Annotated in this window: 24 protein-coding genes; 7 read left to right on the top strand and 17 right to left on the bottom strand. The window is 63.8% G+C overall.

The features are described 5' to 3' along the window. Positions 1 to 163: 163 nt before the first annotated feature. The 5 genes from HMPREF9710_RS01110 to HMPREF9710_RS01095 all read right to left on the bottom strand — a co-directional run bounded on the left by HMPREF9710_RS01110 (position 164) and on the right by HMPREF9710_RS01095 (position 5,434). A protein-coding gene (locus tag HMPREF9710_RS01110; protein ID WP_229409704.1) for an IS3 family transposase occupies positions 164 to 1,722 on the bottom strand; the annotation gives its coding sequence in 2 pieces (ribosomal slippage) (positions 164 to 1,260 and positions 1,260 to 1,722; 1,560 coding nt in all). Positions 1,723 to 1,751: 29 nt separating this feature from the next. Next, complete coding sequence (locus tag HMPREF9710_RS27615) at positions 1,752 to 2,105, bottom strand: hypothetical protein (RefSeq protein ID WP_157225404.1); 354 nt, start codon at positions 2,103 to 2,105, stop codon at positions 1,752 to 1,754. Next, positions 2,102 to 2,488, bottom strand: a complete 387-nt coding sequence (locus tag HMPREF9710_RS28880) for a BPSL0067 family protein (RefSeq protein ID WP_157225476.1) — start codon at positions 2,486 to 2,488, stop codon at positions 2,102 to 2,104. Before HMPREF9710_RS28880 ends, HMPREF9710_RS27615 begins: the two co-directional genes overlap by 4 nt. A 513-nt stretch (positions 2,489 to 3,001) precedes the next feature. Continuing rightward, complete coding sequence (locus tag HMPREF9710_RS01100) at positions 3,002 to 4,507, bottom strand: DUF3369 domain-containing protein (RefSeq protein ID WP_005663066.1); 1,506 nt, start codon at positions 4,505 to 4,507, stop codon at positions 3,002 to 3,004. A 189-nt stretch (positions 4,508 to 4,696) separates the two neighbouring features. Continuing rightward, a complete protein-coding gene (locus tag HMPREF9710_RS01095; protein WP_005663064.1) occupies positions 4,697 to 5,434 on the bottom strand; it encodes a DNA-formamidopyrimidine glycosylase family protein in 738 nt (245 codons plus the stop codon). A 166-nt stretch (positions 5,435 to 5,600) separates the two neighbouring features. On the opposite strand from HMPREF9710_RS01095, the gene HMPREF9710_RS01090 reads away from it, so the two are divergent. After that, positions 5,601 to 6,095 carry a DUF3016 domain-containing protein gene (locus HMPREF9710_RS01090; RefSeq protein WP_005663062.1) on the top strand — a complete coding sequence of 165 codons (495 nt, stop codon included), beginning with the start codon at positions 5,601 to 5,603 and terminating at the stop codon, positions 6,093 to 6,095. Between the two features lie 87 nt (positions 6,096 to 6,182). Here HMPREF9710_RS01090 and HMPREF9710_RS01085 read toward each other — a convergent pair whose 3' ends face one another. The 10 genes from HMPREF9710_RS01085 to mepK all read right to left on the bottom strand — a co-directional run bounded on the left by HMPREF9710_RS01085 (position 6,183) and on the right by mepK (position 13,390). Continuing rightward, positions 6,183 to 7,232 carry a hypothetical protein gene (locus HMPREF9710_RS01085; protein ID WP_005663060.1) on the bottom strand — a complete coding sequence of 350 codons (1,050 nt, stop codon included), beginning with the start codon at positions 7,230 to 7,232 and terminating at the stop codon, positions 6,183 to 6,185. 22 nt (positions 7,233 to 7,254) lie between these two features. After that, positions 7,255 to 7,743 (bottom strand): hypothetical protein, encoded by a 489-nt coding sequence (locus HMPREF9710_RS01080; protein ID WP_005663058.1) that lies wholly within the window; start codon positions 7,741 to 7,743, stop codon positions 7,255 to 7,257. Positions 7,744 to 7,780: 37 nt separating this feature from the next. Next, entirely contained in the window at positions 7,781 to 8,386 is a 606-nt protein-coding gene (locus HMPREF9710_RS01075; RefSeq protein ID WP_005663056.1) for an RNA polymerase sigma factor, read from the bottom strand. Between the two features lie 115 nt (positions 8,387 to 8,501). Then, a complete protein-coding gene (locus HMPREF9710_RS01070; protein WP_005663055.1) occupies positions 8,502 to 8,945 on the bottom strand; it encodes a thioesterase family protein in 444 nt (147 codons plus the stop codon). A 15-nt stretch (positions 8,946 to 8,960) separates the two neighbouring features. Further along, positions 8,961 to 10,427: a PQQ-dependent sugar dehydrogenase gene (locus HMPREF9710_RS01065; protein ID WP_005663052.1), complete on the bottom strand. Its 1,467-nt coding sequence runs from the start codon at positions 10,425 to 10,427 to the stop codon at positions 8,961 to 8,963. A 17-nt stretch (positions 10,428 to 10,444) separates the two neighbouring features. Beyond that, positions 10,445 to 10,891, bottom strand: coding sequence for an SRPBCC family protein (locus tag HMPREF9710_RS01060; RefSeq protein WP_005663050.1), 447 nt, complete (start codon positions 10,889 to 10,891; stop codon positions 10,445 to 10,447). Between the two features lie 189 nt (positions 10,892 to 11,080). Further along, positions 11,081 to 11,593: a ferritin-like domain-containing protein gene (locus tag HMPREF9710_RS01055; RefSeq protein ID WP_005663049.1), complete on the bottom strand. Its 513-nt coding sequence runs from the start codon at positions 11,591 to 11,593 to the stop codon at positions 11,081 to 11,083. A gap of 120 nt (positions 11,594 to 11,713) precedes the next feature. Further along, positions 11,714 to 12,013, bottom strand: coding sequence for a hypothetical protein (locus HMPREF9710_RS01050; protein ID WP_005663047.1), 300 nt, complete (start codon positions 12,011 to 12,013; stop codon positions 11,714 to 11,716). Further along, the gene (locus HMPREF9710_RS01045; RefSeq protein ID WP_229409703.1) at positions 12,010 to 12,777 is read right to left on the bottom strand and encodes a hypothetical protein; all 768 of its coding nucleotides are present in this window, start codon (positions 12,775 to 12,777) and stop codon (positions 12,010 to 12,012) included. Before HMPREF9710_RS01045 ends, HMPREF9710_RS01050 begins: the two co-directional genes overlap by 4 nt. Before the next feature lie 58 nt (positions 12,778 to 12,835). After that, complete coding sequence (gene mepK, locus HMPREF9710_RS01040; protein WP_005663043.1) at positions 12,836 to 13,390, bottom strand: peptidoglycan L,D-endopeptidase MepK; 555 nt, start codon at positions 13,388 to 13,390, stop codon at positions 12,836 to 12,838. Positions 13,391 to 13,549: 159 nt separating this feature from the next. Here mepK and HMPREF9710_RS01035 point away from each other — a divergent pair, with 159 nt between their 5' ends. The 3 genes from HMPREF9710_RS01035 (at position 13,550) to HMPREF9710_RS01025 (ending at position 18,318) form a co-directional block, all read left to right on the top strand. Next, on the top strand, positions 13,550 to 14,701 hold the full coding sequence (locus tag HMPREF9710_RS01035; RefSeq protein WP_229409701.1) for a PQQ-dependent sugar dehydrogenase: 1,152 nt from the start codon (positions 13,550 to 13,552) through the stop codon (positions 14,699 to 14,701). A 169-nt stretch (positions 14,702 to 14,870) separates the two neighbouring features. Beyond that, entirely contained in the window at positions 14,871 to 17,648 is a 2,778-nt protein-coding gene (locus HMPREF9710_RS01030; RefSeq protein ID WP_005663038.1) for a M16 family metallopeptidase, read from the top strand. 76 nt (positions 17,649 to 17,724) lie between these two features. Beyond that, complete coding sequence (locus HMPREF9710_RS01025) at positions 17,725 to 18,318, top strand: isochorismatase family protein (protein WP_005663036.1); 594 nt, start codon at positions 17,725 to 17,727, stop codon at positions 18,316 to 18,318. 16 nt (positions 18,319 to 18,334) lie between these two features. Here HMPREF9710_RS01025 and HMPREF9710_RS01020 read toward each other — a convergent pair whose 3' ends face one another. Next, positions 18,335 to 19,321 (bottom strand): LLM class flavin-dependent oxidoreductase, encoded by a 987-nt coding sequence (locus HMPREF9710_RS01020; protein WP_005663033.1) that lies wholly within the window; start codon positions 19,319 to 19,321, stop codon positions 18,335 to 18,337. Positions 19,322 to 19,491: 170 nt separating this feature from the next. Between HMPREF9710_RS01020 and HMPREF9710_RS01015 the strand changes: the two genes are divergently transcribed. Continuing rightward, positions 19,492 to 20,631, top strand: coding sequence for a serine hydrolase domain-containing protein (locus tag HMPREF9710_RS01015; protein ID WP_157225403.1), 1,140 nt, complete (start codon positions 19,492 to 19,494; stop codon positions 20,629 to 20,631). Positions 20,632 to 20,814: 183 nt separating this feature from the next. Next, the gene (locus tag HMPREF9710_RS01010; protein ID WP_005663029.1) at positions 20,815 to 21,357 is read left to right on the top strand and encodes a hypothetical protein; all 543 of its coding nucleotides are present in this window, start codon (positions 20,815 to 20,817) and stop codon (positions 21,355 to 21,357) included. 102 nt (positions 21,358 to 21,459) lie between these two features. On the opposite strand, the gene HMPREF9710_RS01005 is transcribed toward HMPREF9710_RS01010, so the two are convergent. Further along, positions 21,460 to 23,043, bottom strand: a complete 1,584-nt coding sequence (locus tag HMPREF9710_RS01005) for an FAD-dependent oxidoreductase (protein ID WP_005663027.1) — start codon at positions 23,041 to 23,043, stop codon at positions 21,460 to 21,462. A gap of 274 nt (positions 23,044 to 23,317) precedes the next feature. Here HMPREF9710_RS01005 and HMPREF9710_RS01000 point away from each other — a divergent pair, with 274 nt between their 5' ends. Continuing rightward, positions 23,318 to 25,957 (top strand): TonB-dependent receptor, encoded by a 2,640-nt coding sequence (locus HMPREF9710_RS01000; protein ID WP_005663025.1) that lies wholly within the window; start codon positions 23,318 to 23,320, stop codon positions 25,955 to 25,957. Positions 25,958 to 25,964 lie beyond the last annotated feature (7 nt).

The following is a 25,964-nucleotide window of genomic DNA, read 5'->3' as shown; positions in this document are numbered from 1 at the left end:
TCCGGTGCCGTAGCAGTGCGAGTGTGTACATGTAACTTATTCTGAGTTGTTATTACATTTAAATCTTAAAAAAGCCACCCAAAAGGGCTTGTAGTTTGCTAACTGAATTTATTTGCAATAAAGCTTTGCTGTCGGTAGTTGTCAACAAAGATGTCGCGTCAAGTCATGCGGCTTTTCTTAATTGCTCTGGCGGTTTCCGTTCCGGATTCAGCCAGACTTCATCGTTCAATTCCCAGTCCCGAGTAGCCCCACTCCAGCGCTCCGGATGGCGTTGCTTCGCAGCCTCGTAGATCTGCTTGCGGTGGTTCAGGATCGCCGCGTCCCTGCCGTCATGGCGCTGCGCAGGCGTCACGAATTTCAGGCCGCTGTGCTTGTGCTGATGGTTGTACCACTGCACAAATGACAGCGTCCATTGCCGCGCCTTTTCGATACTTTCAAACGGCTTGCTCGGATAGTTCGGCCGGTATTTGCAGGTCCGGAACAGTGACTCGGCGTAGGCATTGTCGTTACTCACACGAGGCCTGCTGAACGACGGCATGATCCCCAGCTTTTCTAACGTCGCCAACATTGTGGAGCCTTTCATCGAACTGCCATTGTCCGAGTGGAGCACCACCTCACGCCCGGCCAGTCCCTCGGCCAAGCTGGCCTTGTGCATCAGCAGCGATGCCATTTCAGCCGACTCGGCGACATTCACTTCGTGCCCGACGATCTTGCGGCTGTAGACGTCAAGTACCATGTACCAGTAAAAATACAAGCCCCGCACTCCGGTCGGCAACCACGTGATGTCCCACGCCCACAAGCGGTTCGGCTCGGTTGCGCAGTGGCTCGTGACGACCCTTGTGCTTGGCTTCTTTGCGCGGCCGCGGTGATGCTGCTGCTTCTCGTCTTTCAAGATCCGGTAGACAGTCGATTCTGATGCCAAATACTCGCCTCGATCAGCCAAGGTCGGCACGATCTGACTAGGCGGACTGCTGGCAAATTCAGGGCTGTTGGCAACCTCCAGAATTCGCTGGCGCTCGTCTTCGCTCAGCTTGTTGGCCGGCGCCACGCGGCGGCTGCCTTTTCGTCCGTCAACCTGGCCGTTATCGCCGTCACCGTCGCGCATCCAGCGCTGATAGGTGCGAAGGCTGATCTCCAAGGCGCTACAGGCCTGTGCACGCCGACACCCGCCGTCGACGGCTTCTTCAACCAGTGCAATCACCTGCTGGCGATCTGGAGTGCCGATCAATCGTCCTCGGGCTCCCCCCAGATCGCCTGGGCTTTTTTTCTGAGAATGATCAGCGCCGCTGCCTCTGCCAGTGCCTTCTCTTTGCGCTGCAAATCCTTCTTCAACTGCTTGATTTCTTTGCGGTCGCTTTTGCTTTGCTCGCGCAGCTCCCGGTTGCGCTCGGCCGGTGCTTCATTGGCCTGCTGACAGGCCTCGCGCCATTCGGCAACCTGCTCGACGAACAAGCCTTTGCCACGACAGTATTGAGCCAGTTCCGCCTCGTTCATGTGTGCCGTTTCCAGCACCACGCCAAACTTGTCGGCCGACGACCACACGACCGCATTCTTTCCATTTCCCGGCACCGGCACTCCCTGAGACTGTAGATTTCGTCGCCAAGTATAAAGTGTCTGTTCCGAGATGCCGCTCTCCTTCGCCAGGGCCGATACCGGCCTGTTCTCCGGTGGCATCATTTGCCGAAGAATGGCTTCCTTGCGTTCTGCTGGGTACTGATTCACTGCGCGTCTTTGCTCCGCCCCCGGATGGATTAAAGTGATTCAAGTGACGCGACATCTATCCTGACAGAGGGGGCTGTCTTGTTGCCGTTCGTTTTCTCTCTAACTTCCATGGTGCAGTTCTTGACTTCTTTTTCCGGTGTGAATTCTTTCCAAACTTTCTTGTTGTTTTTGTAGTCACATGCTAGATACTTGACATTGAGAGGCAAGGTCAAATCATAGCCGTTTTTTTTCTCTATGAATCCACCTTGTATCTCACTGATTTTGTCGTCAAAGTATGCACTAGCATCATGCAATTTATCTTTGCCAGATTTTGAAGGACATTCTAATGTTTGAGCAAAGGAATTAGAAGACAAGAGCGCAAGGGCGAGAAGAATATTTTTCATGGCACTAGCACAATATAGTATTCATTAGCATTGTTAGAAGCTCTTACATTATTTCTTCTAGCTTCTTCTCTTGAGCATGCTTTCTTACTTCTTCTAGCTACACCTGATGAACCACGCCACTGATCTAAGCCCCAAATGTTTGCATAGCCCCCGTTTACATATCTTGGACCGAAATCTAGGAAGATAGCTACATGCCAACCACTACGGTTTGGATACCTTGACTGTCCGTTCTCTGTCACAAAATTAGCGATGACAGTTCCCGGTTCTATGTAATTTTGATCAACAACACGTGGCCCAGGTTGCCACCTGCTAGTGTGTCCAACGTTAGTAACAGTCTGAACTAACGCGGCACATTCTTGATCCCGACCCGCATGTCTTCCCATGTATTTAGCTAGAAGCTCACCGAGGTCGCCTCTGTATACTGCTGGCCTCATAGTGTTTCACCTTGCCGAAGTTGTTTAGAACAGCTTGCAGTAAAGACAAAATTTCTACTTGAACAAGGTCAGCAGTAGCTAATGATGTGGCTCAAAAAGGCTTTCCACCACTCACAATATTTTTGACAAGATCATAAAGTTCGCTTGCCATTGCTTGTGAATTTGAAATTTCAATTTCGTAGAACTCTCGATCAAACCATGCCCAACATGATATTTGGATTTGGGGTGCTTTAACTGTCCAAATGCGGAGAATTTCGCACCATGAAACGCACACTAGTATCGTTAGGCCTAGGTTTTTTAGCTGCAGTGTTGGCGTATGTCGCGATCTTGCTTGTTGAACCAACTATGTACGTAGAAAAGGCTGGCAATATTATTGTTAATGCCTTCGTGGTTGTTTCAATCGTCACAGCGTTATCGTTCAACAGGTTAAAGCGGAAACGTTAGCTACTCCGCTTTTCCCTGTCAGTCCGGCCACTTCTCATTGATCGCCAGCGCCTTGTCCATATTCTTGATCAGCAGGTCCACATATTTCGGATCCAGGTGATGCCCCGCCACCTCGCGCAGGTGCTCGGTCACCTTCGCCGGCGGCCATGCATCCTTGTAGCAGCGCTTGTGGCTCAGCGCGTCGAACACGTCGGCCACGGCCACGATGCGCGCATACGGGTGGATGTCCTCGCCGCGCAGCCCCTGCGGATAGCCGGTGCCGTCGAACTTCTCGTGGTGCTGGTGGGCGATCACCGCCGCCGCCTTCAGGATCGGGCGCTGCGAGCCGTCCAGGATCTGCAGCCCGATGGTCGGGTGCTGCTTCATGATTTCCCACTCTTCTTCGGTCAGGCGGCCCGGCTTGAGCAGCACCGCGTCGGGCGTCGCGATCTTGCCCACGTCGTGCATCGGCGCGGCGTGCATCAACACCGCCGTCTCGTCTTCCGGCATGCCCGACGCTTGCGCCAGCATGTGGCAGACCTGGGACATGCGGCGCACGTGGTTGCCGGCCTCGTGCGAGCGCGATTCGACCACGTCGCCCAGGCGCAGGATCAGTTCGGCCTGGGTATCGGTGATTTCCTGATTGAGAAGGATGTTGTCGAAGGCGATCGCCACGCCCGAGCAGAACACTTCCAATAGCTGGGCGTCGATGTCCGAGATCTCGTCCACGCCCTTGAGCACCAGCAGCGAGGCCTTGCCGCTATTGTTCGGGAAGTAGCCGACATAGGTGTCGCCGTGCAGGCGCGAGATGCGGTTGTGGCGCGCGTCGTCCAGCTGGGACAGCAGTTCCGGGCCGATCTCTTCCTCGCCCATGTCGCCGATCTGGGCCAGCACCTCGTACTGGCTGGTGCCGGTGATCACGCTGGCCGCCTTGAGGCGCAGCAGCATGCTCTGTTCCAGGCGCAGCAGGGCCACCACCTGCTGCAGCAGGCCGTTGGCGAAGTCTTTCAGGTTGCGTTGCTGGAAGATGTGGGCGGAGGCGGCGATCACCCGTTCCAGGCCTTCGCGGTAGGTCTGCTGCACGCGGCGCGCTTCCTCGACCTTCATGATGTCGCGGTAGGCGCGCAGGGCGGCGAAGGTGGTGGTGAACAGCTTGGTGCGGTCGAGCTCGGTCTTTTCCTTGTAATCGTTGATGTCGTAGTCGACGATCACGCGTTCTTCCGGCGCCTGGCCTGGCTGGCCGGTGCGCAGCACGATGCGGGTAAATTGGTTGTCGAGCTCCTGGCGCATCCAGCGCGCCACTTCCAGGCCGCTGTCCTCGCGCTCCATCACCACGTCCAGGAAGACCAGCGCGATGTCTTTTTCGCGCGCCAGCACTTCCTTCGCCTCGGCGCCGCTGTAGGCATGCACGAAGGATAGCGCGCGGCCGTCGAGGCGGAAGCGCGACAGGGTCAGCTTGGTAATGTCATGGATGTCGGGTTCGTCATCGACCAGCAATACTTTCCAGGGTGCGAGCTTGGGCGCAGCGGAAGACAGAAAGGACATAGACGAATCCGATATCGTTTGAAAAGTTGTCTGGGATAGAATATTTCTGAACGTAAATGTAGCCCAGAGTCAAGTCGATTGTAGTACGACACATGACCATTAACAACAGGCAATATTGAAATTATGCAGCGGCAATGTAACAGCTAGCCCGCTCAAAGAGGCGGTGTTGCGGGCACAAGACAGCCTGCTTCAATTGTAAAGTTTTTGACAACGCTCGCAGTAAAAGGCGCGCCGTCGCGTGTTGCCGAGATTGGCTTTTTTGAAGGGAATATCGCAGCGCGGGCAGATTTTCCTGGCATGGGCCAGCCAGTGCTGCTTGAGCACGAACGCTTTTTTCCAGCCGAGGAAGTCGAAGCTGTACTGGCGCGCCTCGTCGACCAGGGCGCGCAGCTTGGGCGCCGGCAGCGCCCCCATGGTCGACAGCGGATGGACGCGGATGCGAAACAGCACCTCGTTCTTGATGATGTTGCCGACGCCCGAAAAGATGTCCTGGTCGAGCAGGGCGTCGCAGGCCAGCAGTTCGGGCCGCGCGCGCAGCTTCTTGCGCGCTTGCTTAGGATCCCAGCTGTCCGACATGACGTCGGCGCTGAAATCGTAGGCCTCGAAGGTCGCGCGGTCGATCTCGCGGATCGCGCAGGCGTAGAAATTCATTTCGCCGCCGTCTTCGGTCTCGATCGACAGTCTCGGCTCCTTGTCGCGCCGCTCGTCGATGCGGTAGGTTCCGAACAGCAAAAAATGGATGCGCAGGACGAGGTCGGGCGTCTCGATCAGGAAATGCTTGCCCCAGGTGTGCAGGCCGACGATGCGCTGGCCCACCAGCCGGCCCGGGTCGATGGCGCGCACGTTGCCGCCGGCGCGCACGATGTCCTGGCCGACGAAACGGGCCGATTGTTCCTTCAAGATGACGAGCGATGGACCTTCCGGCATGGCATTCTCCCTTGTGCCATTCTCATCCATCACCATCTATGGGGCATGTGCGAGGCCTAACATTTCGATACAAAAGTTGGACGATTCGAGACGAGCGCGGCTGCCCGAAGCGGCGTATATTTCAATGCAAGACGAACGATAAAAGTAATCCGAGGAGCTAAAAGCGATGAAATCATTACTGATGAAAACGGCCTTTGCGGGCCTGTTCGCGCTGACAGCCGGCGCCGCATCGGCCGGCGTCACCGTGAATTACATCGAGTCCGACAAGTTTGCCGACCTGCCTTTCGCGCCATGGGAGCGCGAGCAGGTGCTCAAGGAGTTGAGCGAGTATTTCACCAAGCTCGGCGCCCAGCTGCCGGAAGGCCAGGACCTGACGATCGACGTCCTTGATGTCGACCTGGCCGGCCGCGAATACCCGAATTTCCGCAGTGGCCGCGAGCTGCGCATCCTGAAAGGCACGGCGGACTGGCCGATCATCAACCTGCGCTATTCGCTGACCCAGAACGGGCAGGTGCTCAAGGGCGGCGATGCGCGGCTGGCCGACATGAACTATATGCAGCGCATCAACCGCCTGTCGGACAGCGACAGCCTGCGCGCCGAGAAGCGCATGATCGATGAGTGGTTCAACGAAACCATCCTGGAGAAGAAGCGGGGTAGTTGAGGCGGCGGCCGGATATGCGGCCAATTGTTTCTCCAGACACGACGGCGCTCCGCGGGGCGCCGTCGTCTTGTCGAGCCCGGGCAGGCGCTAGTCGTCCTTTCCGTCCTTCCTGTTGCTCACCTTGAGCGGATCGTGCACCGTATAGTCCGATGGAACGCTGAACAAGGCCGCAGGCGGCTCGCCGCGCTTGAGCTTGTCTAGCCGGTACACCACGTCGCCGCTGCGCGGATCGCTGCGCTTGTGGTACACCGTCACCTGCAGCTCAGGCGAGTACCAGGTTTCGCTGCTGACCTCGATCGGCGCGCGGTTGCCGATTTCGCCGGCCGGGATCGTGTAGCTGCGCTGGTTGCCTTCGGCGCGCACGCCCGAGAAATCGCGTCCGCCCAGTTCGCGCGTGACCGCCTTGGCCGACCACTTGCCGTCGTTGGCGGCGCCGATGATCAGCGGCGCGATCTGGGCCGACATCGCCCGCGCCGCGGGCATGGGCTCGGCGACACGCACGCGCACCTCGGTCGGCTGCGCGCCGCGCTGGACGTCCTTGACGATGATGTGCGTGCCCTCCGGCAGCTTGCCTTCCCTGCGCAGCTGGTCGATGCGCTCGCGCGCCTGGTCCGCGGCGCGCCGCGCCTGCGTCGCCGCCGCGCGCGCGGCATCCGCTTCGGCGCGGGCGAGCTCGGACGTCATGTCGAGGCGCGTGGCGCTCTTGCGCTGCGGGTTCAGGATCCAGCGCGCGCCTTCGACCGGGTCGCTGATGGTGATGGTGCGCACTTCGCCGTCGTCGCCGTGCACTTCGGTGCGGGTGCGGCCGGCGCCGTCGCGATACTGCATCGAGCGCGAGGTGTTGACGATCTGGTTGCCGTCGGCCAGCCGCTGCATGCTCTCCGAGACCGCTTCGGCGCTGTAGGGCGCGTTCTTGACGATGCCGGCGCCCGAGATCCTGAGCATGGACGCGGCCAGGCTGGCGCTGTCGCCGGCGCGCTGCGCGGCTTGCTGGCCGGGCGGCAGGGTCACCGTGCCCTGGCGGATCACGATGCGGCGCTCGCCGTCGCTGCCCTGGTCGATCGTATAGTCCTCGGCCAGGGCGGGAGCGAAGGCGCTTGCCAGCAGGGTGGCGATCAGGATGGTTCTGGTATTCATACAGTCCTCACAGTCTATCGTGTCAGTTGACGGCGCTCAGGCGCACCGCCAGGGGATGGCCGTCCTGCGCCACCAGCATTTCGGCGCGCACCGTCTCGCCCGCGGTCTGCGGGTTGAGCGGCATGCCCAGCGGCGCCAGCGCGCTCTGCGGCAGCTCGGCCTCGACCACCCGGGTATAGGGTTCGCGCTCGATCCTTTCCAGCGATTCGAGGGCGATGAAGGCGGCGCCGTCGTCGACGCCGATCACCGGCGGACCGACCGTGATCGCCTGGTGCGGCGCCAGCGCCAGCAGCACGGCCACGCCGCACAGCGAGGCCAGGGCGCCGGCCGTGCCCCATTGGGGCAGCGACAGCTTGCGGTACCAGGGCTGCTTTTTCGGGAACTGGCGGGCGAAGGCCTGCAGCAATTCCTTTTCCACGCAGCGTGGCGCGTCGTGCCCCGCCAGCTCGCCGCGCAGCGCGGCCAAGCCGGTGGCCAGTAGCGGGTCGAGATCGTCGTGTCGGTCGTTCATCATTCTTCCTTCCAGCGTCATTCGCTTGTCGCCCGTCCTAGGCGAGGTGGGCATCGTTCGACGGTGCGCCTTGCAGCCCGTGCAGCCGCTTGGCCAGCGCCGCCCGCCCACGCGCCAGCCTCGAGCGCACGGTGCCGATGTCGACCTGGCAGACGGCGGCGATCTCCTGGTACGACAGGTCGTGCAACTCGTACAGGATCACCGGATCGCGGTAGTGCGGCGGCAGCAGCGACAGCGCGCGCCGCACCTCTTCCGCCACTTCGTTGCCGAGCAGCCGCGCCAGCGGTCCGGCGGCGTCGCTGGCCGCGTCCAGGTCCGGTTCGCCTTCATCGTCCAACGGCTCGGGCAACCGTGGATGGCGCTGGTGCGCTTCGTCCAGCTTAAGCGCCAGCTTGCGCGCCACGCCGAACAGGAAGTGCTGCAGCTGGCCACGTAGCGGGTCGTAGCCGAGCCGTCCCGTCAGCAGGCCCATGAAGGCTTCCTGCACGATGTCGGCCGCCGCATCGCCCGAGCCGCAGCGCAGCAGCGCGTAGCGGTACAAGGGGCCCTGGTGCCGCCGGTACAGCGCCGTGAACGCCTCGGCCTGCCCGGCGTGGACCTGGCGCAGCAGGTCGGTGTCAAGTTGTTCTGTCGTCGAGGTCATGGCAGTCTTCTTTTCTTGTATTCCGCCGAGTACTCCGAAAAGTTCCAACTATTTTTAGAAAACAAAACGCCCCGTGCCGGAAACCGGGACGGGGCGTACAGTGGGGTGTGATCTCTTAGTCGATCCAGTTTACGCGATCGAACTTGTTGCGGAAATCGTCGGGCATGTAGCACACCTGGCTGGTCTTGTAGTTGAAGAAGACGAAACCGGACTTGGCCATGGCGATCAGGGTCTTGTCGCGCGGCCGGGTGATGCGGAAGATCAGGTCGCCGCCGTACTTGTTGAAATCCATGACGCCGACTTCGAACAGCAACTGGTCGCGTCCATACGCTTCGGCGCGGTAGGTCGCGGCCAGGTCGGTGACGATGATGCCGTTGCCGTCGCGCTCGGTCTCGGCGACACCGAATTCGAACAGGAAGCGCGCCCTGGCTTCGGAGATCATCGCGATCATCGATTCATTGCCCAGGTGGTTGGCGGCGTTGATGTCCGTGACCCGTACCGTCAGCTGCGTCGAATAGTAAAACTGGTCTTCGGGAAGATTGAGTTGTAGGCGTGCCATCTCTTTATTCTAAACTCATTGTGTGGGGCCGCGTCCAATTTTATGGATGGCCCCGCCACCAGTGAGTAAGTACAGCTCGCCTTGGGCATCCTGGCCGAAAGACACGATGCGGCCGATGTCGTCGATCTCCCAGTCGCGCTGTTCGATGATGCCGTTGCCGGTGGCAAGGAAACTCTTCAGGTAGCCGCCGCACAAATCGGAATAGAAATAGCGGCCCGCCAGCTCGGGCAGGGCGCGCCCGCGGTACACGAAGCCGCCGGTGATCGAGCAACCGTTGACGTCGTTCGCGCCGTGGTCGTATTCGAAGACGGGCAGGGTCAGCCCGGCGCGCTCGCAAGTCTCGGCGCCGTAGCACAGCGTTCCTTCCATGACGTTCCAGCCATAGTCCAGGCTGGCCTGGGCCGTGCCGACGATATTGATTTCTTCGCGCCGGTCCTGGCCGGGGTCTGGTAAATACAGCTGGCTGGCGTCGAAGCTGAAGCGCCACGGGTTGCGCAGGCCGGAAGCCCAGATCTCGGGGCGGCGCCCGGTCGCGTCGCGATAGGGATTGCTGGTGGGAATCGTATAGGGGTGGGCGGCCGTGGCGCCCGCCACGTCGATGCGCAGCAGCTTGCCGAGCAGGCTGGCCTGGTTGCGCGCATTGCCTTGCGGATCGCTGGCGCCGCCGCCGTCGCCGGTGCCCAGGTACAGGTAGCCGTCCGGGCCGAAGGCGAGCTGGCCGCCGACATGGTTCTGGTAGGTCGGATGCGCGATGCGCAGGATGACCAGACCGGAGGTCGGATTGGCGGCCGTTGCCGTGGCGCCGGCGCTGAAGCGCTCGATCACGATATTGCGCTGCAAGTCGGTGTAGCAGACGTAGAAATAACCGTTGCGAGCGAACTGCGGATCGAAGGCGAACGACAGCAGCCCGCCTTCGCCTTCGGTGAATACGCGCGCGCCGATGTCGAGGTAGGGCTGGTCGCGCGTGCTGCCGTTGTCGACGATGCGCACCCGGCCCGGCCGCTCGCTGACGAACAGGCGCAGGTCGCCGGGCGGGGCGGTCAGCCAGGTCGGGTTGTCGAGCCCGGCGACGACCTGCGTCGTGACGAGCGTCAGCGTGCCGCTGCCATAGCTCACCGTGGCGGACGCGGTGGCGCCGGCGCTGATGGTCGCCGCTTGCGAGGCGGGCGCCGGCTGGTAGGTGACGCCGCCGCTCGTGACAGCCGAGGCCGACACGTTATAGCTGCCGGGCGCCAGGTTGGCGAGGGTTTGCGATTGTGTGAGGTCTTGCAGGTAATTGTTGGGACCGGTGACCCGCAGGGCGGGATTGACGCCGGCCGGCAGGCCGCTGGCGCTGACGGCCAGCGATCCGGTGCTGGCCGGTGGCGGGACCGCGCCGGTGATGCCTGGACTGCCGCCACCGCCACCGCAGGCGAGCAGGGTCAGGCCGATGAGCATGGCCACGAACGGCAACAGCATGGTCCGCAGATGCCCGATGCGCATGGCCGCCTCTCGCGCGCTCAGTCCTTGATGTCGGGCTCGACCAGTTTTGCCAGTTGTTCGAGCGATTCTTGCCAGCCCAGGTAGCACAGCTCGACCGGGATCTGGGCAGGAATGCCTTCTTGCTTAATATGCACCTCGACCCCGCAAAAGATTTCGCGCATGACGACCGTGGTCTGCATCTGGCCGGGCAATTGCGGGTCGTCGAACTCGGCCGTGTAGCGCACGCGCTTGCCGGGTTCCAGCTCCAGGAACTCGCCGCCGAAGGTCTCGCTGCGGCCGTTGGTGAAGTTGGTGAAGGACATCCGGTAGCGGCCGCCGACCCGGCCATCCATCTCGTGGACGGTGGCGAACATGCCATAAGGCGGCAGCCATTTTGCATAGGCGCCGGGAGTGGTGAAGGCGCGGAACAGGCGATGCGGGGTCGATTTGAGTACGCGGTGCAGCTCGACGGTATTGGTGGACATGGTTGATCTCCTTGTGTGGTAGCGGCAGAGGGCATCCCTCTGAACGCCACGACGAAGCAACACTCCCGGATTCGACACCGGCGCCGACATTTTGATGCGCCAAATGACGAATGGTTTGGAACAGCGCAAACCGCGCCATTCCAAACCATTGTCTCTGCCCAATAAATGGGCAGCTTCAAACTGGTGCGATTACTTCTTCGCTTCCACGCCCGGAGTGGCCGAACGCGCCAGGAAGGCCTGGGTGATTTGCGGCAGATGGTCCAGCAGCCAGGCCGCCATCGCCTTTTCCTGTTCCAGGATCTGCTCCAGCTGGGCCTGGGTTGCCGTGTCGCCGACGGATTTCGCCGCTGCGATCAGCGCCGTATAGCTCGAGATCTCGACGTTCTCGAACACATAACCGGCCATGGCGCCCTTAACGACTTCGTCGCTGGCCGCCATGCCGCCCACGGCCTGGCCGAAGGCCGCCAGGCGGCCGCCGATGTCTTTCAGGATCGAGTTGTCGGTGCCGCGGCGGGCCAGGATTTCGTCGAGGATGCCGTGCTGCCAGCGGGTCTCGTCGATGTGCTGGACGATGCGTGCGCGCAGCTCAGGATAGTGTTCGAGGCGCTCGGCCTGCGCGGTCAGCATCTGCTCTGCCTGCTTTTCCATCGCGTGGGCATCGCGCAGCCAGTCGTTGAAGTTGTCGTCTGCAGTGGTCGTCATGATTCCTCCGTGAATGTTTGTACAGGTGGCGAAGGTTCGCCCTGCCATTACCTTCGCAGAGTTGGCGAATCATGTTTGTTAGGTGCTACACACTGTCGATGAATCCGGTGCACCGGATGTTCATGGTGTTGATTGCGCGCGTGTGCGCGTCTTGCTGACGACGCCGGCGGGATCGATCAGCACGACGAATTCGCTGAACCGCCCGCCGCCGGCCGGCGACTGATACACCCAGGCCTCGTAGCCGCTGTCGAAGCGCACGCTTTTCGTGGGGCCGAAGGCGGCCAGCAACTCCGCCTTCGTCGTGCGCCCGGCCACCACCGCTGCCGACAGCCGCTCGGCCGCGACGACGGAACCCGGCGCCGGTGCCTGCGTCGCGCAGCCCGCCAGCAGCGCCGCGCACAGGGCAAAGGGCAGCTTCATGGCGCCACCCCGCTTGGCGCATCGACCATGTATTCGAACTCGACCAGCGTATCGTCGGGCCAGCTGGCATCCCACAGCGGCACATAATAAGTGCGGTCGAGCAGCGCCTGGCAGTCGCAGAAGGGCAGCATGTCGGGCGTCTGTTCGCCGCCGGCGTACAGCATATTGAAAGGCAATGTCTCCATCCGCTCGCCGGCGCGCAGCGTGACCGCGAAGATCGGCCGTTCGGCAAAGAACAGGTAATTGCCGTCCGGGCTGGTGCATACGCCCTCGGGCGTGTTCAGCGCGTCCGAAATCCAGCCGAACAGCGGCGAGCTGTTCGAGACCAGGCCGGCTTCCTTGCCCACCCGGCATTCCAGGCGCAGGTCGCCCAGGCGCCGCGTGCCAGCGGGCAGGCCGGGCGATTCGATGCGCGCGCGCCAGGTCATGCTGGCGGTCTTGCGGCTGGCGAGCACGGCGGCGTCTTCCTGCAAGGCTTGCGCGTGACGCGGCAGGACGAAGAAATTGTTCTCATCGACGGGCACCGGCACCGACACGGTGTCGCCCGCAATGCGCAAGGTGATGCCGCGCATGTCCGTCGACGGCAGGCGCGGCAGCAGTTGGAAGCGCAGGGTGGCGTTGGGAGCGAAGGCGCGTTCGCGCTCGAAGCGCTCTATGCCGCGGATCATTTTGCGGTAGGACTTGTCGACCGGGTCACGGGTGGACTTGACGGTGACGGTGTTCTGGCCGGCGGCGTGAAGCGGCAGGCAGAGTGAAGCGGCCATGAGCACGGAGCCCATGGCAAGCGAAGACACAACGCGGACGATCTGCCGCGTCATGGTCTTACCAATACCGAACGCGGCCGGTATCCATGTGGACGAACTGCGAGCTGGCGTAATAGCCGACGCCGCCGCCCTTGAGCGACATCGCCGCTTTCTGCAGGTTACGCAGGTCGGTGCCCGGCAGGCGGATGTCGATTGCCTTGCCGTCCATGTGCAGGCTGCGCTTGGCGACGCCGCCGCTGCCGTGGCTGCGCAGGAAGGCATTCGATTCAGGCGCGCGGTAGCCCGAGATGATGTGCAGTTCCTTGCTGTTGTCGAGCTTGCTATTGAGCTGGCCGAGCAGCAGCAGCAGTTGCGGATCGATCTCGGCGACCTTGCCGCTGCGGTGGTCGCGCAGCACTTTATTGATGTCTTTCAGGGCATCGGGGACGAACTCGCCTTCGGCCCAGAACGTGCTCTTCAACTTCTCGCCGGTGTGCGTATTGTAGAAGCGCAGGCAGCACTCGCCCGACAGGACACTGCTGTCAGGTGATGTATTCTTGGCAAGGGTTGGAAGGGCGAGGGAGGAAGATGCGAGGAGGAGAGAGCTCTTGAGGAAGGAGCGTCGTTGAATCATTGAAGGGAGTCCTTACGCTGGTTCGCTGAACCATCAATGATACGCCGATTGCGTCGAACGTGCAGATAAAATGATGGAAAATGCGGCGAATCAGCTACGATGTCAAGTGTTCAATGTTTTTTGAGAGAGGAAGTTATGCCGAGTATTGTCAGAAAGTTCTTGAGCAAAAAACTGGTTCTGGCCGCCGCACTGGCGACGGTCGGCGCTGCCGCCGTGGCGCAAGAAGTGACGCCGGTCGACAAGCCGCCGCTGGCCAAGGGCTGGAAGCTCGAAACGGTCGCCACCGGCGCGCCGCAACCCTGGGGCATGGCGTGGTTGCCGGATGGCCGCATGCTGGTCACGGGCAAGCAGGGCACGCTGCACCTGTTAAACGGCAAGAGCTTCCAGCAAATTCCTCTCGACGGTTTGCCGAACCTGTATGCCAGCGGCCAGGGCGGCCTGCTCGACATCGCGGTCCATCCCGCCGATAAAACCAACCCGCGCATCTACATGACGATGGCCAGCGGCACCGACGACGAGAACCGGACCGTGCTGGTGCAGGGCGTGTTCGACGGCAAGCGCGTGACCGGCATCAAGCAACTCTTCGCGGTCAACCTGGGCAAGAGCGGCGGCCAGCACTTCGGCTCGCGCATCCTGTTCCTGCCCGATAACACCCTCTTGATGAGCATCGGCGACGGCGGCAATACGCCTCAGCGCATCGGCAATATGCTGGCGCGCGACCATGCCCAGAGCCTGGCCTCGCACACCGGCAAGATCCTGCACCTGACGGACACCGGCCAGCCGGTCGGCAAGGGCGCGTTCGCCGGCAAGGACAACGCCCGTCCCGAGATCTACAGCTACGGCCACCGCAACGTGCAGGGCCTGGCGCGCGATCCGAAGAGCGGCCGCGTCTACGCCAACGAGCACGGCTCGCGCGGCGGCGACGAAATCAACGTGATCGAGGCCGGCAAGAACTATGGCTGGCCGCTGCAAAGCTATACGCTGGACTACGGCACGCGCGAGCCGATCGGCATGAAGGTGGTGCCGGGCACGGTGCAGCCGATCGTCGTGTGGACGCCGTCGCCGGCGCCGTCGGGCCTGGCCTTCTACACGGGTAAAGCCTTCCCGCAATGGCAGGGCAGCCTGTTCAGCGGCAGCCTGGCCGGCCAGGACGTGCGCCGCGTGCAGCTCGACGCCCAGGGCAAGGTAACGGCCCAGGAGCTGCTGCCTGTCGGCAAGCGCGTGCGCGACGTGCGCCAGGGCCCGGACGGCCAGCTGTACGTACTGACCGACGAAGCCAAGGGCAGCCTGCTCCGTATCGTGCCGCGCTGAGGTCCCCAAGTGATGCGCGCTGCATGATGTTGGGTCAAACCTGGCATATGCATCATGTTTTTGTTTGTTGACAACGTGAAACCTGCCTAGAATGAATGTTTGCGAGGCGCGTCCCTGAGGCGCGCCTTGTGCGTTTCATTCCCGTCCCGCCCCTTTCAGGAGGAGAAGCATGGCAGTTTCCGTTCGTCGCACCATCGGCCTGGCCGCAGCGCTCGCGCTTGCGTTCGGCACGTCTTCCATCCAGGCCGCGCCGGCAAAGCCGGCCGCCACGCCGGACATCCCGATCCCGGACATCAAGTACACCAAGTTCACGCTCAAGAACGGGCTGACGGTGCTGGTGCACGAAGACCGCAAGACGCCGGTGGTGGCGATCAATACCTGGTACCACGTCGGCTCCAAGAACGAGAAGGTGGGCAAGACCGGCTTCGCCCACCTGTTCGAGCACCTGATGTTCAGCGGCAGCGACAACTTCAAGCACACCTACCTGAACGCGATGGAGCGCATCGGCGCGACCGACCTGAACGGCACCACCAACCAGGACCGCACCAATTACTTCCAGAACGTGCCGACCTCGATGCTCGACTATGCGCTGTTCGCCGAGAGCGACCGCATGGGCTACCTCCTCGGCACGGTCGACAAGAAGAAGCTCGACATCCAGCGCGGCGTGGTGCAGAACGAAAAGCGCCAATACGAGAACCAGCCCTACGGCATTGCTTGGGAACTGTTGACCACCAATACCTACCCGGCCGGCCATCCGTATTCCTGGACCGTGATCGGCAAGATGGAAGACCTCGATGCGGCCTCGATGACCGACGTGCAGGACTGGTTCAAGCAGAACTACGGCCCAAACAACACGGTGCTGGTGCTGTCGGGCGATATCTCGCCGGAAGAAGCGCGCGAGAAGGTCGAGCGCTTCTATGGCGCGATCCCGCCGGGCCCGCCGCTGGCCAAGCATGACGCCTGGATCGCCAAGCGCACTGGCACCCACCGCACGGTGGCGCAGGACCGCGTGCCGCAGTCGCGCATCTATCGCACCTGGAACGTGCCGGGCGCGCACACGCAAGAGGAAGCGCTGCTCGACCTGGCGGCGCGCGTGCTGGGCGGCGGCAAGACCTCGCGCCTGTATAAACGCCTGGTGTACCAGGATCAATTGGCCACCAGCGCGACCGCGAGCGACAGCTCGTCCGAGATCGGCGGCCAGTTCAGCATGACCCTGACCGCGCGTCCGGGCGCCGACGTCGCGAAGATGGAAAAAGTCGCCGACGAAGAGCTGCGCGCGCTGATGAAGAGCGGCCCGACGGACGCCGAGCTGCGCCTGGCCAAGACCGCGATCCTGGCCCAGTACACGCGCATGATCGAGCGCGTCGGCGGCTTCGGCGGCAAGAGCGACCTGCTGGCCTCGTGCGAGACCTATACCGGCAATCCGGACTGCTACAAGGTCTACCTGCAGCGCATCAAGGACGCGACCCCGGCCATGGTCAGGAAGGTCATGAACGACTGGCTCAGCGACGGCGACTTCGTGCTGCAGATCGACCCGTTCCCGACCGGCCTGGCAGCGACCAATACCGGCCTGGACCGCAGCAAGGCGCCGGACACCGGCAAGGCGATGTCGCTCAAGCTGCCGCCGATGCAGCGCACCACCTTGTCGAACGGCCTGAATGTCGTGCTGGCCGAGCGCCATGAAGCGCCGATCGTCAACCTGCAGATGCTGGTCGACAGCGGCTACGCCTCGGACAGCGCCACGATGCCCGGCGTGGCCAGCCTGGCCCTGCGCATGCTCGAAGAAGGCACGAGCTCGCGCAAATCGCTGCAGATCGGCGAGGAGCTGGAAAGCCTGGGCGCGACCTTCGGCGCCAGCACCAACCTGGACGGCGCTTTCGTTGGCATGAACGCGCTCAAGGCCACGCTGCCGCAGGCGCTGAACCTGTATGCGGACCTGGTGCTCAATCCCGCCTTCCCGCAGAACGAATTCGTGCGCCTGCAGCAGGACCGCCTGGCCGCGATCGCGCGCGAGAAGTCCGATCCGCAATCGATCGCGATGCGCCTTGCGCCGGCCCTGCTGTACGGGCATAACCACGTGTACGCCAAGCCGGGCACCGGCACCGGCACCGAGGACGCCGTCAAGCGCATGACGCGCGCCGACCTGGTGAAGTACCACGCCACCTGGTTCAAGCCGAACAACGCCACGCTGCTGGTGGTGGGCGACACCACGCTGGCCGAGATCAAGCCGATGCTCGAGAAAGCCTTCGGCGCCTGGAAGGCGGGCGAGGTGCCCAAGAAAGTGATCGACACGGTGGCGCCGCGCGCCGCGCCGGTGGTCTACCTGGTCGACCGTCCCGGCGCGCTGCAGAGCGTGATCCTGGGCGGCCAGCTGGCGCCGCCGCGTAACAGCCCCGAGGCACTGCCGCTCGAGATCGTCAACGACGTGTTCGGCGGCACCTTCAGCTCGCGCATCAATATGAACCTGCGCGAAGACAAGCACTGGTCGTACGGCGTGCGCAGCCTGGTGTCGCCGGCGATCGGCCAGCGCCAGTTCATGAGCGTCTCGCCGGTGCAGACCGACAAGACCGGCGACGCGCTGAAGGAGCTGGTGGGCGAATACCGCAACATCGCCGGCGCCAAGCCGATCGCGAACGAGGAGCTCAAGTTCGCGCAGGACAATAAAACCCTGCGCCTGCCGGGCAGCTTCGAGACCGCGGGCCAGCTGGCCGGCGCCTATTCCACGATCCTGCAGTACGGCCTGCCCGAGGATTACTTCAACACCTATACCGAAAAGGCGCTGGCGCTCACGCCGCAGCAGGCCAACGCCCTGGCCGCGCGCAGCTTCGTGGCCGACGGGCTGGTGTGGGTGGTGGTGGGCGACATGGCCAAGGTCGAGAAGGACATCCGCGCCCTGAACCTGGGCGAGGTGCGCCGCATCGACGTGGACGGCAAGCCGCTGCCGTAATGTTGTCTTGGTTTGTGCCCGGCCTGTGCGCCGGGCATGCCGGGTTTCGGGGACACTATGGGCAGGAGGAATGCTCATGGACCAACAACTCACCCTGGACCCGGCGCATACCGCGCTGGTCCTCATCGATCTTCAGAACAGCAACGTCAAGCACGATCTCGCGCCGCACAGTGCGGAAAACGTGGTCGGCAACTGCGTGCTGCTGGCGCAAGAGATGCGCGAACGCGGCGGCCTGGTCATCTACGTGCACGTGCTGCTGAACGAATTGCCGCAAGCGCCGGCCGATGCGCCACTGCGTCCGCAGGGCGCGCCGGCGGCGCCGCCCGACGCGTCGTGGCTGGCGCCGGAGGCCGGCGTCGAGGCGCAAGACCTCGTCATCGTCAAGCGCCAGTGGGGCGCCTTCTATGGCACCGAACTCGAGCAGCAGCTGCGGCGGCGCGGCATCGACACGCTCATCATGGGCGGCATCGCCACCAATTTCGGCGTCGAGTCGACCGCGCGCGCGGCCTATGACTTCGGCTTCAAGCTGGTGTTCGCCGAGGATGCGATGAGCAGCTTCGATGCCGATGCTCACCGTTTCGCGTGCGAGAACATTTTCCCGAAAATGGGGAGGGTGCGTTCGACGCGCACCCTGATCGACGTGCTGCAGGCGGGGACCGGCGCCGCGTGACGCCGGCCGATGGACATCAACCGGCGCGCTGGATATCCGCCGTGATCTCGTAGGCGCGCAGGCGCGCCGCGTGATCGTAGATCTGTGAGGTGATCATCAGCTCGTCCGGCTTGGTCTTCTCGATGAAGGCGCGCAGCTGGTGAGCCACCGTCACGCGCGAGCCGATTGCCGAGCACGACAGCACGCTGTCGAGCATCATGCGTTCGGGCAGGTCGAGCGCTTCCAGGTAGCCGCTCACCGGCGGCTTGAGCTTGGTCGGGCGGCCGGTGCGCAAGTTGACGAAGGCCTGCTGCATCGAGGTCGCCAGGAAGTGCGCTTCTTCGTCGGTGTCCGCGGCGAACACGTTAAAGCCCAGCATGATGTACGGCTTGTCGAGCTGTTCCGACGGGCGGAAGTTGCTGCGGTACATGTCGATCGCCTGCATCATCATCTGCGGCGCGAAGTGCGAGGCAAACGCATACGGCAGGCCGAGGTGCGCCGCCAATTGGGCGCCGAACAGGCTGGAACCGAGGATCCACACCGGCACGTCCAGGCCGGCGCCGGGCACGGCCTGCACCGGACGGCGGGTCGAGCCGGCGAAATAATCCATCAGCTCCACGACGTCTTGCGGGAATTCGTCGGCATCCGACGCCAGGTTGCGGCGCAGGGCGCGCGCCGTGGTGTGGTCCGAGCCTGGCGCGCGGCCGAGGCCGAGGTCGATCCGGCCCGGATGCAGCGCCTCGAGCGTGCCGAACTGTTCGGCGATCACCAGCGGCGAATGGTTGGGCAGCATGATGCCGCCGGCGCCCACGCGGATGCGCGAAGTGCCGGCCGCCACGTGGCCGATCAGCACCGCGGTCGCGGCGCTGGCAATGCCCGGCATGCCGTGGTGCTCGGCCAGCCAGAAGCGGTTGTAACCCCAGCGCTCGCCATGTTGGGCAAGGTCGAGCGAGCGTTGGAACGAGGTGGCCGCATCGCTGCCTTCAGCGATCGGCGAGAGGTCGAGTATCGAAAAAGGAATCATGGATCCATGATACGCCGATGCGAAAAAGCGCGTGCGCGGCCACCCAAAAATGCCGGGGCCGCCACTTGGGTTAGTATTTCTTCATGATGCCAAAACACTTTTTTCGCATGCGTGTTGCGATCTTTCCTGCCGTCATGCTGCTCGCCGGCTGTGTCCACCTGCCGACTTCCATGAGCGCCGAATCCCGATTCAATCCGCAACGCGTGACCGCGATCGATCACGCCATCGATGCCGCGATCGCCGCCCGCAAGCTGCCGGGCGCGGTGTACCACCTCGAACGCGGCGCCGCCACCTACGAGCGCGGCTATGGACGGCTCAGCTATGAAGAGGACGCCGCCGCCGTGACGCCCGCGACCGTCTTCGATGCCGCCTCGCTGAGCAAGGTGCTGGTGACGGCGCCATCGGTGCTGATGCTGGCCGAGGAGGGCAAGATCGATCTCGAGGCTCCGCTCACAAATTATTTTCCGGAATGTACCGGCGGTGGCAAGGAAGCGATCACGATCCGCCACCTGTTGACGCATGTGTCGGGCCTGGCGTCGGGCTTGCCGGCGAAACCGGCGTGGCAGGGCAAGACGGCAGCGCTGTCCCTGGCCTGCGCGCAGTCGGTGACCCATCCGCCGGGCAGTTTCTTCCGCTACTCGGACATCAACTACATCCTGCTTGGCCTGCTGGTCGAGCGCACGGCGGGCGTGTCGCTCGACCGCTTCGCCCAGGAACGCATCTTCGCACCGCTGGGCATGCTTGACACCGGCTACCGCCCACTGGAACGCATGCCGGCGGCGCGCATCGCGCCGACCCAGCGCGGCGCCAGCGAGGCGGCGCAGCTGCCCACGGCGCACGGCGACCTGGCGCCGGGCGCGCCGCTGCAGGGCGTGGTGCACGATCCGACCGTGCGGCGCATGGGCGGCGTGGGCGGCTCGGCCGGCGTGTTCTCGACCGTCGGCGACGTCGCCCGCTTCGGTCGCATGCTGTTGGGCAATGGAGCACTCGATGGCGTGCGCATATTGCAGCCGGAAAGCGTCCGCCTGCTGACGACGGTGCAGTCGCCGTCCGGCATCGCGGCGCTGCGGGGGATGGGCATGGACATCGACTCGCCCTATGCCAAGCGTCCGCGCGGCAATGTCTATCCGATCGGCAGCTATGGCCATACAGGATTCACCGGCTGCATCCTGTGGGTCGATCCACAGTCACAAAGTTTGTATGTCTTCCTGTCGAACCGGGTCTATCCGGACGACCGCAGCGTGGTGCTGCCGCTGTACACGCAACTCGGGACACTCTCTGCGCAAGCTGCACTGGAAGCTCTGCAGTAGGCGAAAGATGGGCGCAAGATAGTGGAAATTAAAAGACGATGATGTATTTCCGAGCGGCTACCGTGCGCTCCCATCCGTAGCATGTCCCTACACTGGGCTCCTCACCTGGCGCAAATCGTTACCAACTCTTGCGTATGCGTCCGGTACCGCCCCCAGATACATTGTGACATTGAGGAGAACACCATGAAAATGAATACGCTACTCAAAGGAATGCTCGGTGCTTCGGTTGCCGCCGCCATGTTCGGCGCCACTGCGGTCAACGCCCAGACCAGCACCACCGGCTCGACCAGCACCGGCCAGTCGGGCCAGATCGGCAGCAGCACCAGCAGCCAGACCGGCAGCATGCGCGACCAAACCAGCGGCAGCTCGTCGACCGGCGCGACCGGCAGCATGCAGAGCACCGATCCGCAACACCAGCGCGACCGCGACCGCCGCAGCAAAACCGGCACCAGCAGCGGCACCTCGGGCACGAGCGGCACGACGGGCACCACCGGCACGACCGGCACCACGGGGTCGACCGGCACCACCGGCACGACCAGCGGTTCGAGCGGTTCGCTGGGCACGGGCACCAGCGGTTCCACCGGCACCATGGATGACACCGGCCGCACCGGCACCTCGACCGGCACCACGGGTACGACTGGCGCCACCGGCACCACTGGTACGACCGGCGCCACCGGCACCACCGGTACGACGGGCACCACCGGCACCACCGGCCGCGGCTACTGATCCAGCCGATAGCGCTTCAGCAGTAACGGCGGCGTCCCCGGCCGCCATCTTGAACACCGGCTCGCGCCGGTGTTCGCGTTTCTGGCGCGCGTTTCCTTTCGTTCAGCGCATGCCGCGCCGTGCGCCGCCGCGCCTGTCCTGCGGCGGCAGCGCATCGCCGGGCGCCAGCGCGATCTTCGCCAGCGGCGTCGGCGCCGGGCCGTGCAGCACCTTGCCCTCGGTATCGAAACGCGAGGCGTGACAAGGGCAATCCCATGAGCGTTCGGCGCCGTTCCAGTGCACCGCGCAACCGAGGTGGGTGCACCTGGCCGACAGCGCATGCAGGCCGCCTTTGGGATCGCGATAGACCGCCATCCGGCGCAAACCGTCGCGCAGCACCGCGCCTTCGCCGGGCGGGATCTCTTGTACAGAATCGACTTCTCCGCCGCGCAGCCAGTCGCCGTAGCGCGCCGCTACATTTGCCTGTGCGCTGGCGAATTCGCCCAGCCCGTGCACCGGTTTACGCGCCGGGTCGTACAGCGCGCTCCAGGGATTCGGCCGCTCCATGATCAGGTCGGTCACCAGCATGGCGCCGATGGTGCAGTGGGTCATGCCGTTGCCGGAGTCGCCCGTGATCAGGTAGACGTTGTCGTCGTCCATCGGATTGCGGCCCAGGAAGGCCAGGCCGTCGCTCGGCTCCATCACTTCGCCCGACCAGCGCCAGGCCAGTTCGCGCGCCATCGGGAAGCGCGCGCGGGTCCAGCGTTCGAGCTCGTCGTAGCGGTGGCCGGGATGCGCGTCCTGGCCCGTCTTGTGGTCGGCCCCGCCCACGACCAGCACCTCGTCGCCGTCGGCACCTGGCGCTAGCCGCACATAGTGATAGGGCTCGTCCAGGTCCCACAGCAGCAGGTGCGGCAGCGCGCCGTGCGGCACCCGCAAGCCGATCACGTAGGTGCGGTAGCCGGCCTGCTTGGTGTGCATGACGACGCGGTCGTTGAACGGCGTGTGCGTGGCCACCACCACGTCCCGCGCCCGGATCTCGCCACGGTCGAGCGACACGATCTGGCGCCGGTGGTCGCCGCGGATGCGGTGGGCGTGGCTGGCGCCATGGATGCGGCCGCCGCGCCGGATGAAGGCGCGCGCCAGGCCGTCGAGGTATCTGAGCGGATGGAACTGGGCCTGGCCCGGATAGCGCACGGCGGGGCCGGTCTCGAACCCCAGGCCCGGCACGCCGGCGACCATCTCGGCCTGCACGCCGGCGCGCACCGCGGCGTCGCATTCGCGTTCGAGCCGCGGCCCGCCGCCCGCATCCCCGGCCACCAGGTAGCCGTCCAGGTGTTCCAGCTCGCAGGCGATGCCTTCCTTGCGCACGATGGATTCGACCATCTGCAGGGCATGGGCATAGCTGCCGGCCACCAGGCGCGCCTGGGCGCGGCCGAAGCGGCGCTCGATGCCGTGGTACCACTCGTCGGGCGGGAAGAAATGGGCGCTGGTGCGGCCGCTCTCGCCGGCGCCGACGCCGAGCGCGTCGACGACCACCACGTCCTTGTCTTCGCACGCCAGCAGATAGGCGGCGGTGAGGCCGGCGATGCCGGCGCCGATCACGCACACCTGGGCTTCCTGCGCGCCGACGAGCGGGGGAAAGACGGGCACCGTGGCGGTGTCCATCCAGAGCGAAGTCGAGCTGCCGTTCGTCGCGCCCAGCATGATGATGGCCTCCGTCGCCGGTATGGTCGCCACTGCATGCTAGCGCGCCGCCGCGAAGGATGTAGCACGATCGCGCCATGTGCCTCCGGCCTCTGCCAGGTGCAGATGTCATCACGATGAAAAATTGCAGATTGGATAGCAAGATTTGACAAAACCGGGGTCGCGGATGCCGCCAGAATGCGTTTCATACATAAACACCAAGAGACGCCCGAACGTCCTGGAAGTCGCGACCGCAAGGGTGTGTAGAACAACCAACCTGGTTTTGGAGAGGCACATGAACGAGTTGAAGGCACGGCAGTACCAGCGCACCGCGATCGCGGCGGCGGTGGCAGGGGTGGCGATGTCGATGGCACAGGCCTGGGCACAGAAGGCGCCCATCGCGGGGCCGCAGACCGTGGTGGTGACCGGGGTGCGCGCCGCGCTCGAGCAGTCGCTGCGCCAGAAGCGCAACGCAGACGCCGTGGTCGAAGTCGTGACCGCCGAGGACATCGGCAAGATGCCCGATAAAAACGTGGCCGACGCGATCCAGCGCCTGCCGGGCGTGAACACGCAATCGTCGGCCGGCGGCGAAGGCGGCTTCGGCGAGAACGACCGCGTCAGCCTGCGCGGCACCAGCCCCAGCCTGCAGCAGACGCTGTTCAACGGCCATGCGATCAGCACCGGCGACTGGTTCGTGCTGAACCAGATCGGCGGCAACGTCGGCCGCTCCAGCAGTTTCTCGCTGCTGCCGTCCGAGCTGGTCGGCTCGATCGTGGTCCAGAAAAGCCCCACCGCCGACCTGGTCGAAGGCGGCGTCTCGGGCGCCATCAACGTCATCACGCGCCGTCCGCTCGACTTCAAGCAGCAGCTGACGGTCGAGGGTTCGGTGCAGGCCAACTACAACGACCTCTCCGGCAAGACCGAGCCGCACCTGTCGGGCCTGGTGAGCTGGAAGAACGCCAGCAATACCGCCGGCATCCTGATCCAGGGCTTCTCCGAGAAGGCCAGCGTGCGCCGCGACGGCCAGGAAATCCTGGGCTACACCCCGATCAGCGCGACCAGCGCGGCGGCCATCGCCAACCCGGCGCTGGCCGGCGTGATCGTGCCGACCTTTATCGGCGCCGCCCTGTTCGAGCAGACCAAGAAACGCGAAGGCGGCGCCTTCGACATCGAGGTGCGGCCGAACCGCGACCTCACGCTGGACCTGAACGGCTTCTATTCGAAACTCGAAGCGCCGCACCAGAACACCAACTCGCTGGCCGCCCCGGCCAATTCGATCAACAGCCTGGGCCTGATTCCGATCAATCCGGTGGTGCGCAACAACACCCTGGTGGGCGCCGAGTTCACCCGCAATGCGGGCGAGGTCGACAATATCTACCGCCCGGATGCGGGCGGCGAATCGTGGTATCTCGACTTCAACGGCAAGTGGCGCGTCAGCGAGCGCTTCAGCCTGTCGGGCAAGGTCGGCAAGACCCATGGCGTGGGCTGGGACCGCGACGACGTCTATTACCAGAACAACGTCGACGGCGGCATGGTGTATGCCTTGAACGGGCTGTCGCCGGCTTCGGTGAGCTACCCCGGCGGCAACACCGCCGTGCCCGGCTCGACCGCCTGGGCCGGCGGCGGCGAATCGCAGTCGGTGGACAAGGAAGAATACGCCCAGCTCGACGGCGAGCTGCGCCTCGACAACCCGACCTTCCAGTCGCTGCGCTTTGGTGCGCGCTGGACCGACCACAAGCGCACCGCCGAGCATCCGCTTGAAACCCGTCCCGGCCCGGTCGGCTTCACCAATCCACAGCCGGCCTGGAGCGGCCAGATGTATCCGAGCGACTTCGGCAGCGACATCGGCGGCTACAGCGGCATCCCTTACTTCAAGTACGACGGCGCGGCGCTCGGCGCCTGGGGCGCGATCCCCGGCAACCGCCTGCTCGACTACGTGCTGCGCCATAACTGGATGAACGAGTTCGAGGTGGCCGAGAAGACGACGGCGCTGTACGGCATGGTCGACTTCGGCGGCGATGGCTGGAGCGGCAATATCGGCCTGCGCGCCATCGAGACACGCCAGCGCACGGTGGTCAACCTGCCGGGCGGCCCGACGCCGATCACGGGGTCGGCCTTCGGTCCCTACACCCCGACCACGTTCAAGCGCACCTACCGCGACTACCTGCCGAGCGCCAACCTGAAATATGACCTGACGCCCGACCTGACGATTCGCACCGCGCTGGCCAAGACCATCGCGCGGCCCGACTACAGCGCGCTGGGCGGTTCGGTCTCGCTCAACGACGACGCGCTGAGCGGCAGCGGCGGCAACGTCAATCTCGATCCGGTGCGCTCGACCAACTTCGACATCGGCGCCGAGTGGTACTACGCGCCGAAGGCGCTGCTGTCGGCCGGCCTGTTCTACATGGACCTGCGCTCGATCGTGGCCCAGGGCACGTCGACCGGGAGCTATTACAACAACAAGCGTGAGACCTTCACCGAATACCAGATCACGTCGCCCTACAACACCAGCGGACGTAACCGCGGCGTGGAGCTGAGCTGGCAGCAGCCGTTCCTGGACAACTTCGGCATGCTGGTCAACTACACCTATGCCGACGGTGAGCTGGACGATGGCGGCGAGTTGCTCAACTCGTCGAAGAACACCTACAACGTGACCGGTTACTTCGAAAACGAGCGCTTCTCGGCGCGCCTGGCCTACAACTGGCGTTCCAAGTACAAGGCCGGCGTGGACCGCGGCGCCAGCCAGCACGTGGACGACATGCCGTCGCTGGCGGCCTCGGTCAACGTCAAGCTGACGGACAAGCTCACGCTGACCTTCGATGCGCTGAACCTCACCAACGAGACCATCAAGATGTACGCCGAAAACGAGGACCGGCCGCGCGCCTTCTACTCGAACGGCCGTACCTTCTACCTCGGCCTGCGCGGCAAGCTGTAAGCCACCT

Source organism: Massilia timonae CCUG 45783 (assembly GCF_000315425.1).
GTDB lineage: Bacteria > Pseudomonadota > Gammaproteobacteria > Burkholderiales > Burkholderiaceae_D > Telluria > Telluria timonae.
This window is presented reverse-complemented; position numbering and strand designations above follow the sequence as displayed.

Bases quoted from the DNA above. Each gene is read 5' to 3' on its own strand.
- HMPREF9710_RS01095 (WP_005663064.1), bottom strand. From the start codon at position 5,434: ATGCCGGAAGGTCCATCGCTCGTCATCTTGAAGGAACAATCGGCCCGT.
- HMPREF9710_RS27615 (WP_157225404.1), bottom strand. From the start codon at position 2,105: ATGAAAAATATTCTTCTCGCCCTTGCGCTCTTGTCTTCTAATTCCTTT.
- HMPREF9710_RS01075 (WP_005663056.1), bottom strand. From the start codon at position 8,386: ATGACCTCGACGACAGAACAACTTGACACCGACCTGCTGCGCCAGGTC.
- HMPREF9710_RS01000 (WP_005663025.1), top strand. From the start codon at position 23,318: ATGAACGAGTTGAAGGCACGGCAGTACCAGCGCACCGCGATCGCGGCG.
- mepK (WP_005663043.1), bottom strand. From the start codon at position 13,390: ATGATTCAACGACGCTCCTTCCTCAAGAGCTCTCTCCTCCTCGCATCT.
- HMPREF9710_RS01010 (WP_005663029.1), top strand. From the start codon at position 20,815: ATGAAAATGAATACGCTACTCAAAGGAATGCTCGGTGCTTCGGTTGCC.
- HMPREF9710_RS01080 (WP_005663058.1), bottom strand. From the start codon at position 7,743: ATGAACGACCGACACGACGATCTCGACCCGCTACTGGCCACCGGCTTG.
- HMPREF9710_RS01090 (WP_005663062.1), top strand. From the start codon at position 5,601: ATGAAATCATTACTGATGAAAACGGCCTTTGCGGGCCTGTTCGCGCTG.
- HMPREF9710_RS01045 (WP_229409703.1), bottom strand. From the start codon at position 12,777: ATGGCCGCTTCACTCTGCCTGCCGCTTCACGCCGCCGGCCAGAACACC.
- HMPREF9710_RS01085 (WP_005663060.1), bottom strand. From the start codon at position 7,232: ATGAATACCAGAACCATCCTGATCGCCACCCTGCTGGCAAGCGCCTTC.
- HMPREF9710_RS01065 (WP_005663052.1), bottom strand. From the start codon at position 10,427: ATGCGCATCGGGCATCTGCGGACCATGCTGTTGCCGTTCGTGGCCATG.
- HMPREF9710_RS01070 (WP_005663055.1), bottom strand. From the start codon at position 8,945: ATGGCACGCCTACAACTCAATCTTCCCGAAGACCAGTTTTACTATTCG.
- HMPREF9710_RS01030 (WP_005663038.1), top strand. From the start codon at position 14,871: ATGGCAGTTTCCGTTCGTCGCACCATCGGCCTGGCCGCAGCGCTCGCG.
- HMPREF9710_RS01050 (WP_005663047.1), bottom strand. From the start codon at position 12,013: ATGAAGCTGCCCTTTGCCCTGTGCGCGGCGCTGCTGGCGGGCTGCGCG.
- HMPREF9710_RS01005 (WP_005663027.1), bottom strand. From the start codon at position 23,043: ATGCTGGGCGCGACGAACGGCAGCTCGACTTCGCTCTGGATGGACACC.
- HMPREF9710_RS01020 (WP_005663033.1), bottom strand. From the start codon at position 19,321: ATGATTCCTTTTTCGATACTCGACCTCTCGCCGATCGCTGAAGGCAGC.
- HMPREF9710_RS28880 (WP_157225476.1), bottom strand. From the start codon at position 2,488: ATGGGAAGACATGCGGGTCGGGATCAAGAATGTGCCGCGTTAGTTCAG.
- HMPREF9710_RS01055 (WP_005663049.1), bottom strand. From the start codon at position 11,593: ATGACGACCACTGCAGACGACAACTTCAACGACTGGCTGCGCGATGCC.
- HMPREF9710_RS01025 (WP_005663036.1), top strand. From the start codon at position 17,725: ATGGACCAACAACTCACCCTGGACCCGGCGCATACCGCGCTGGTCCTC.
- HMPREF9710_RS01060 (WP_005663050.1), bottom strand. From the start codon at position 10,891: ATGTCCACCAATACCGTCGAGCTGCACCGCGTACTCAAATCGACCCCG.
- HMPREF9710_RS01100 (WP_005663066.1), bottom strand. From the start codon at position 4,507: ATGTCCTTTCTGTCTTCCGCTGCGCCCAAGCTCGCACCCTGGAAAGTA.
- HMPREF9710_RS01015 (WP_157225403.1), top strand. From the start codon at position 19,492: ATGAGCGCCGAATCCCGATTCAATCCGCAACGCGTGACCGCGATCGAT.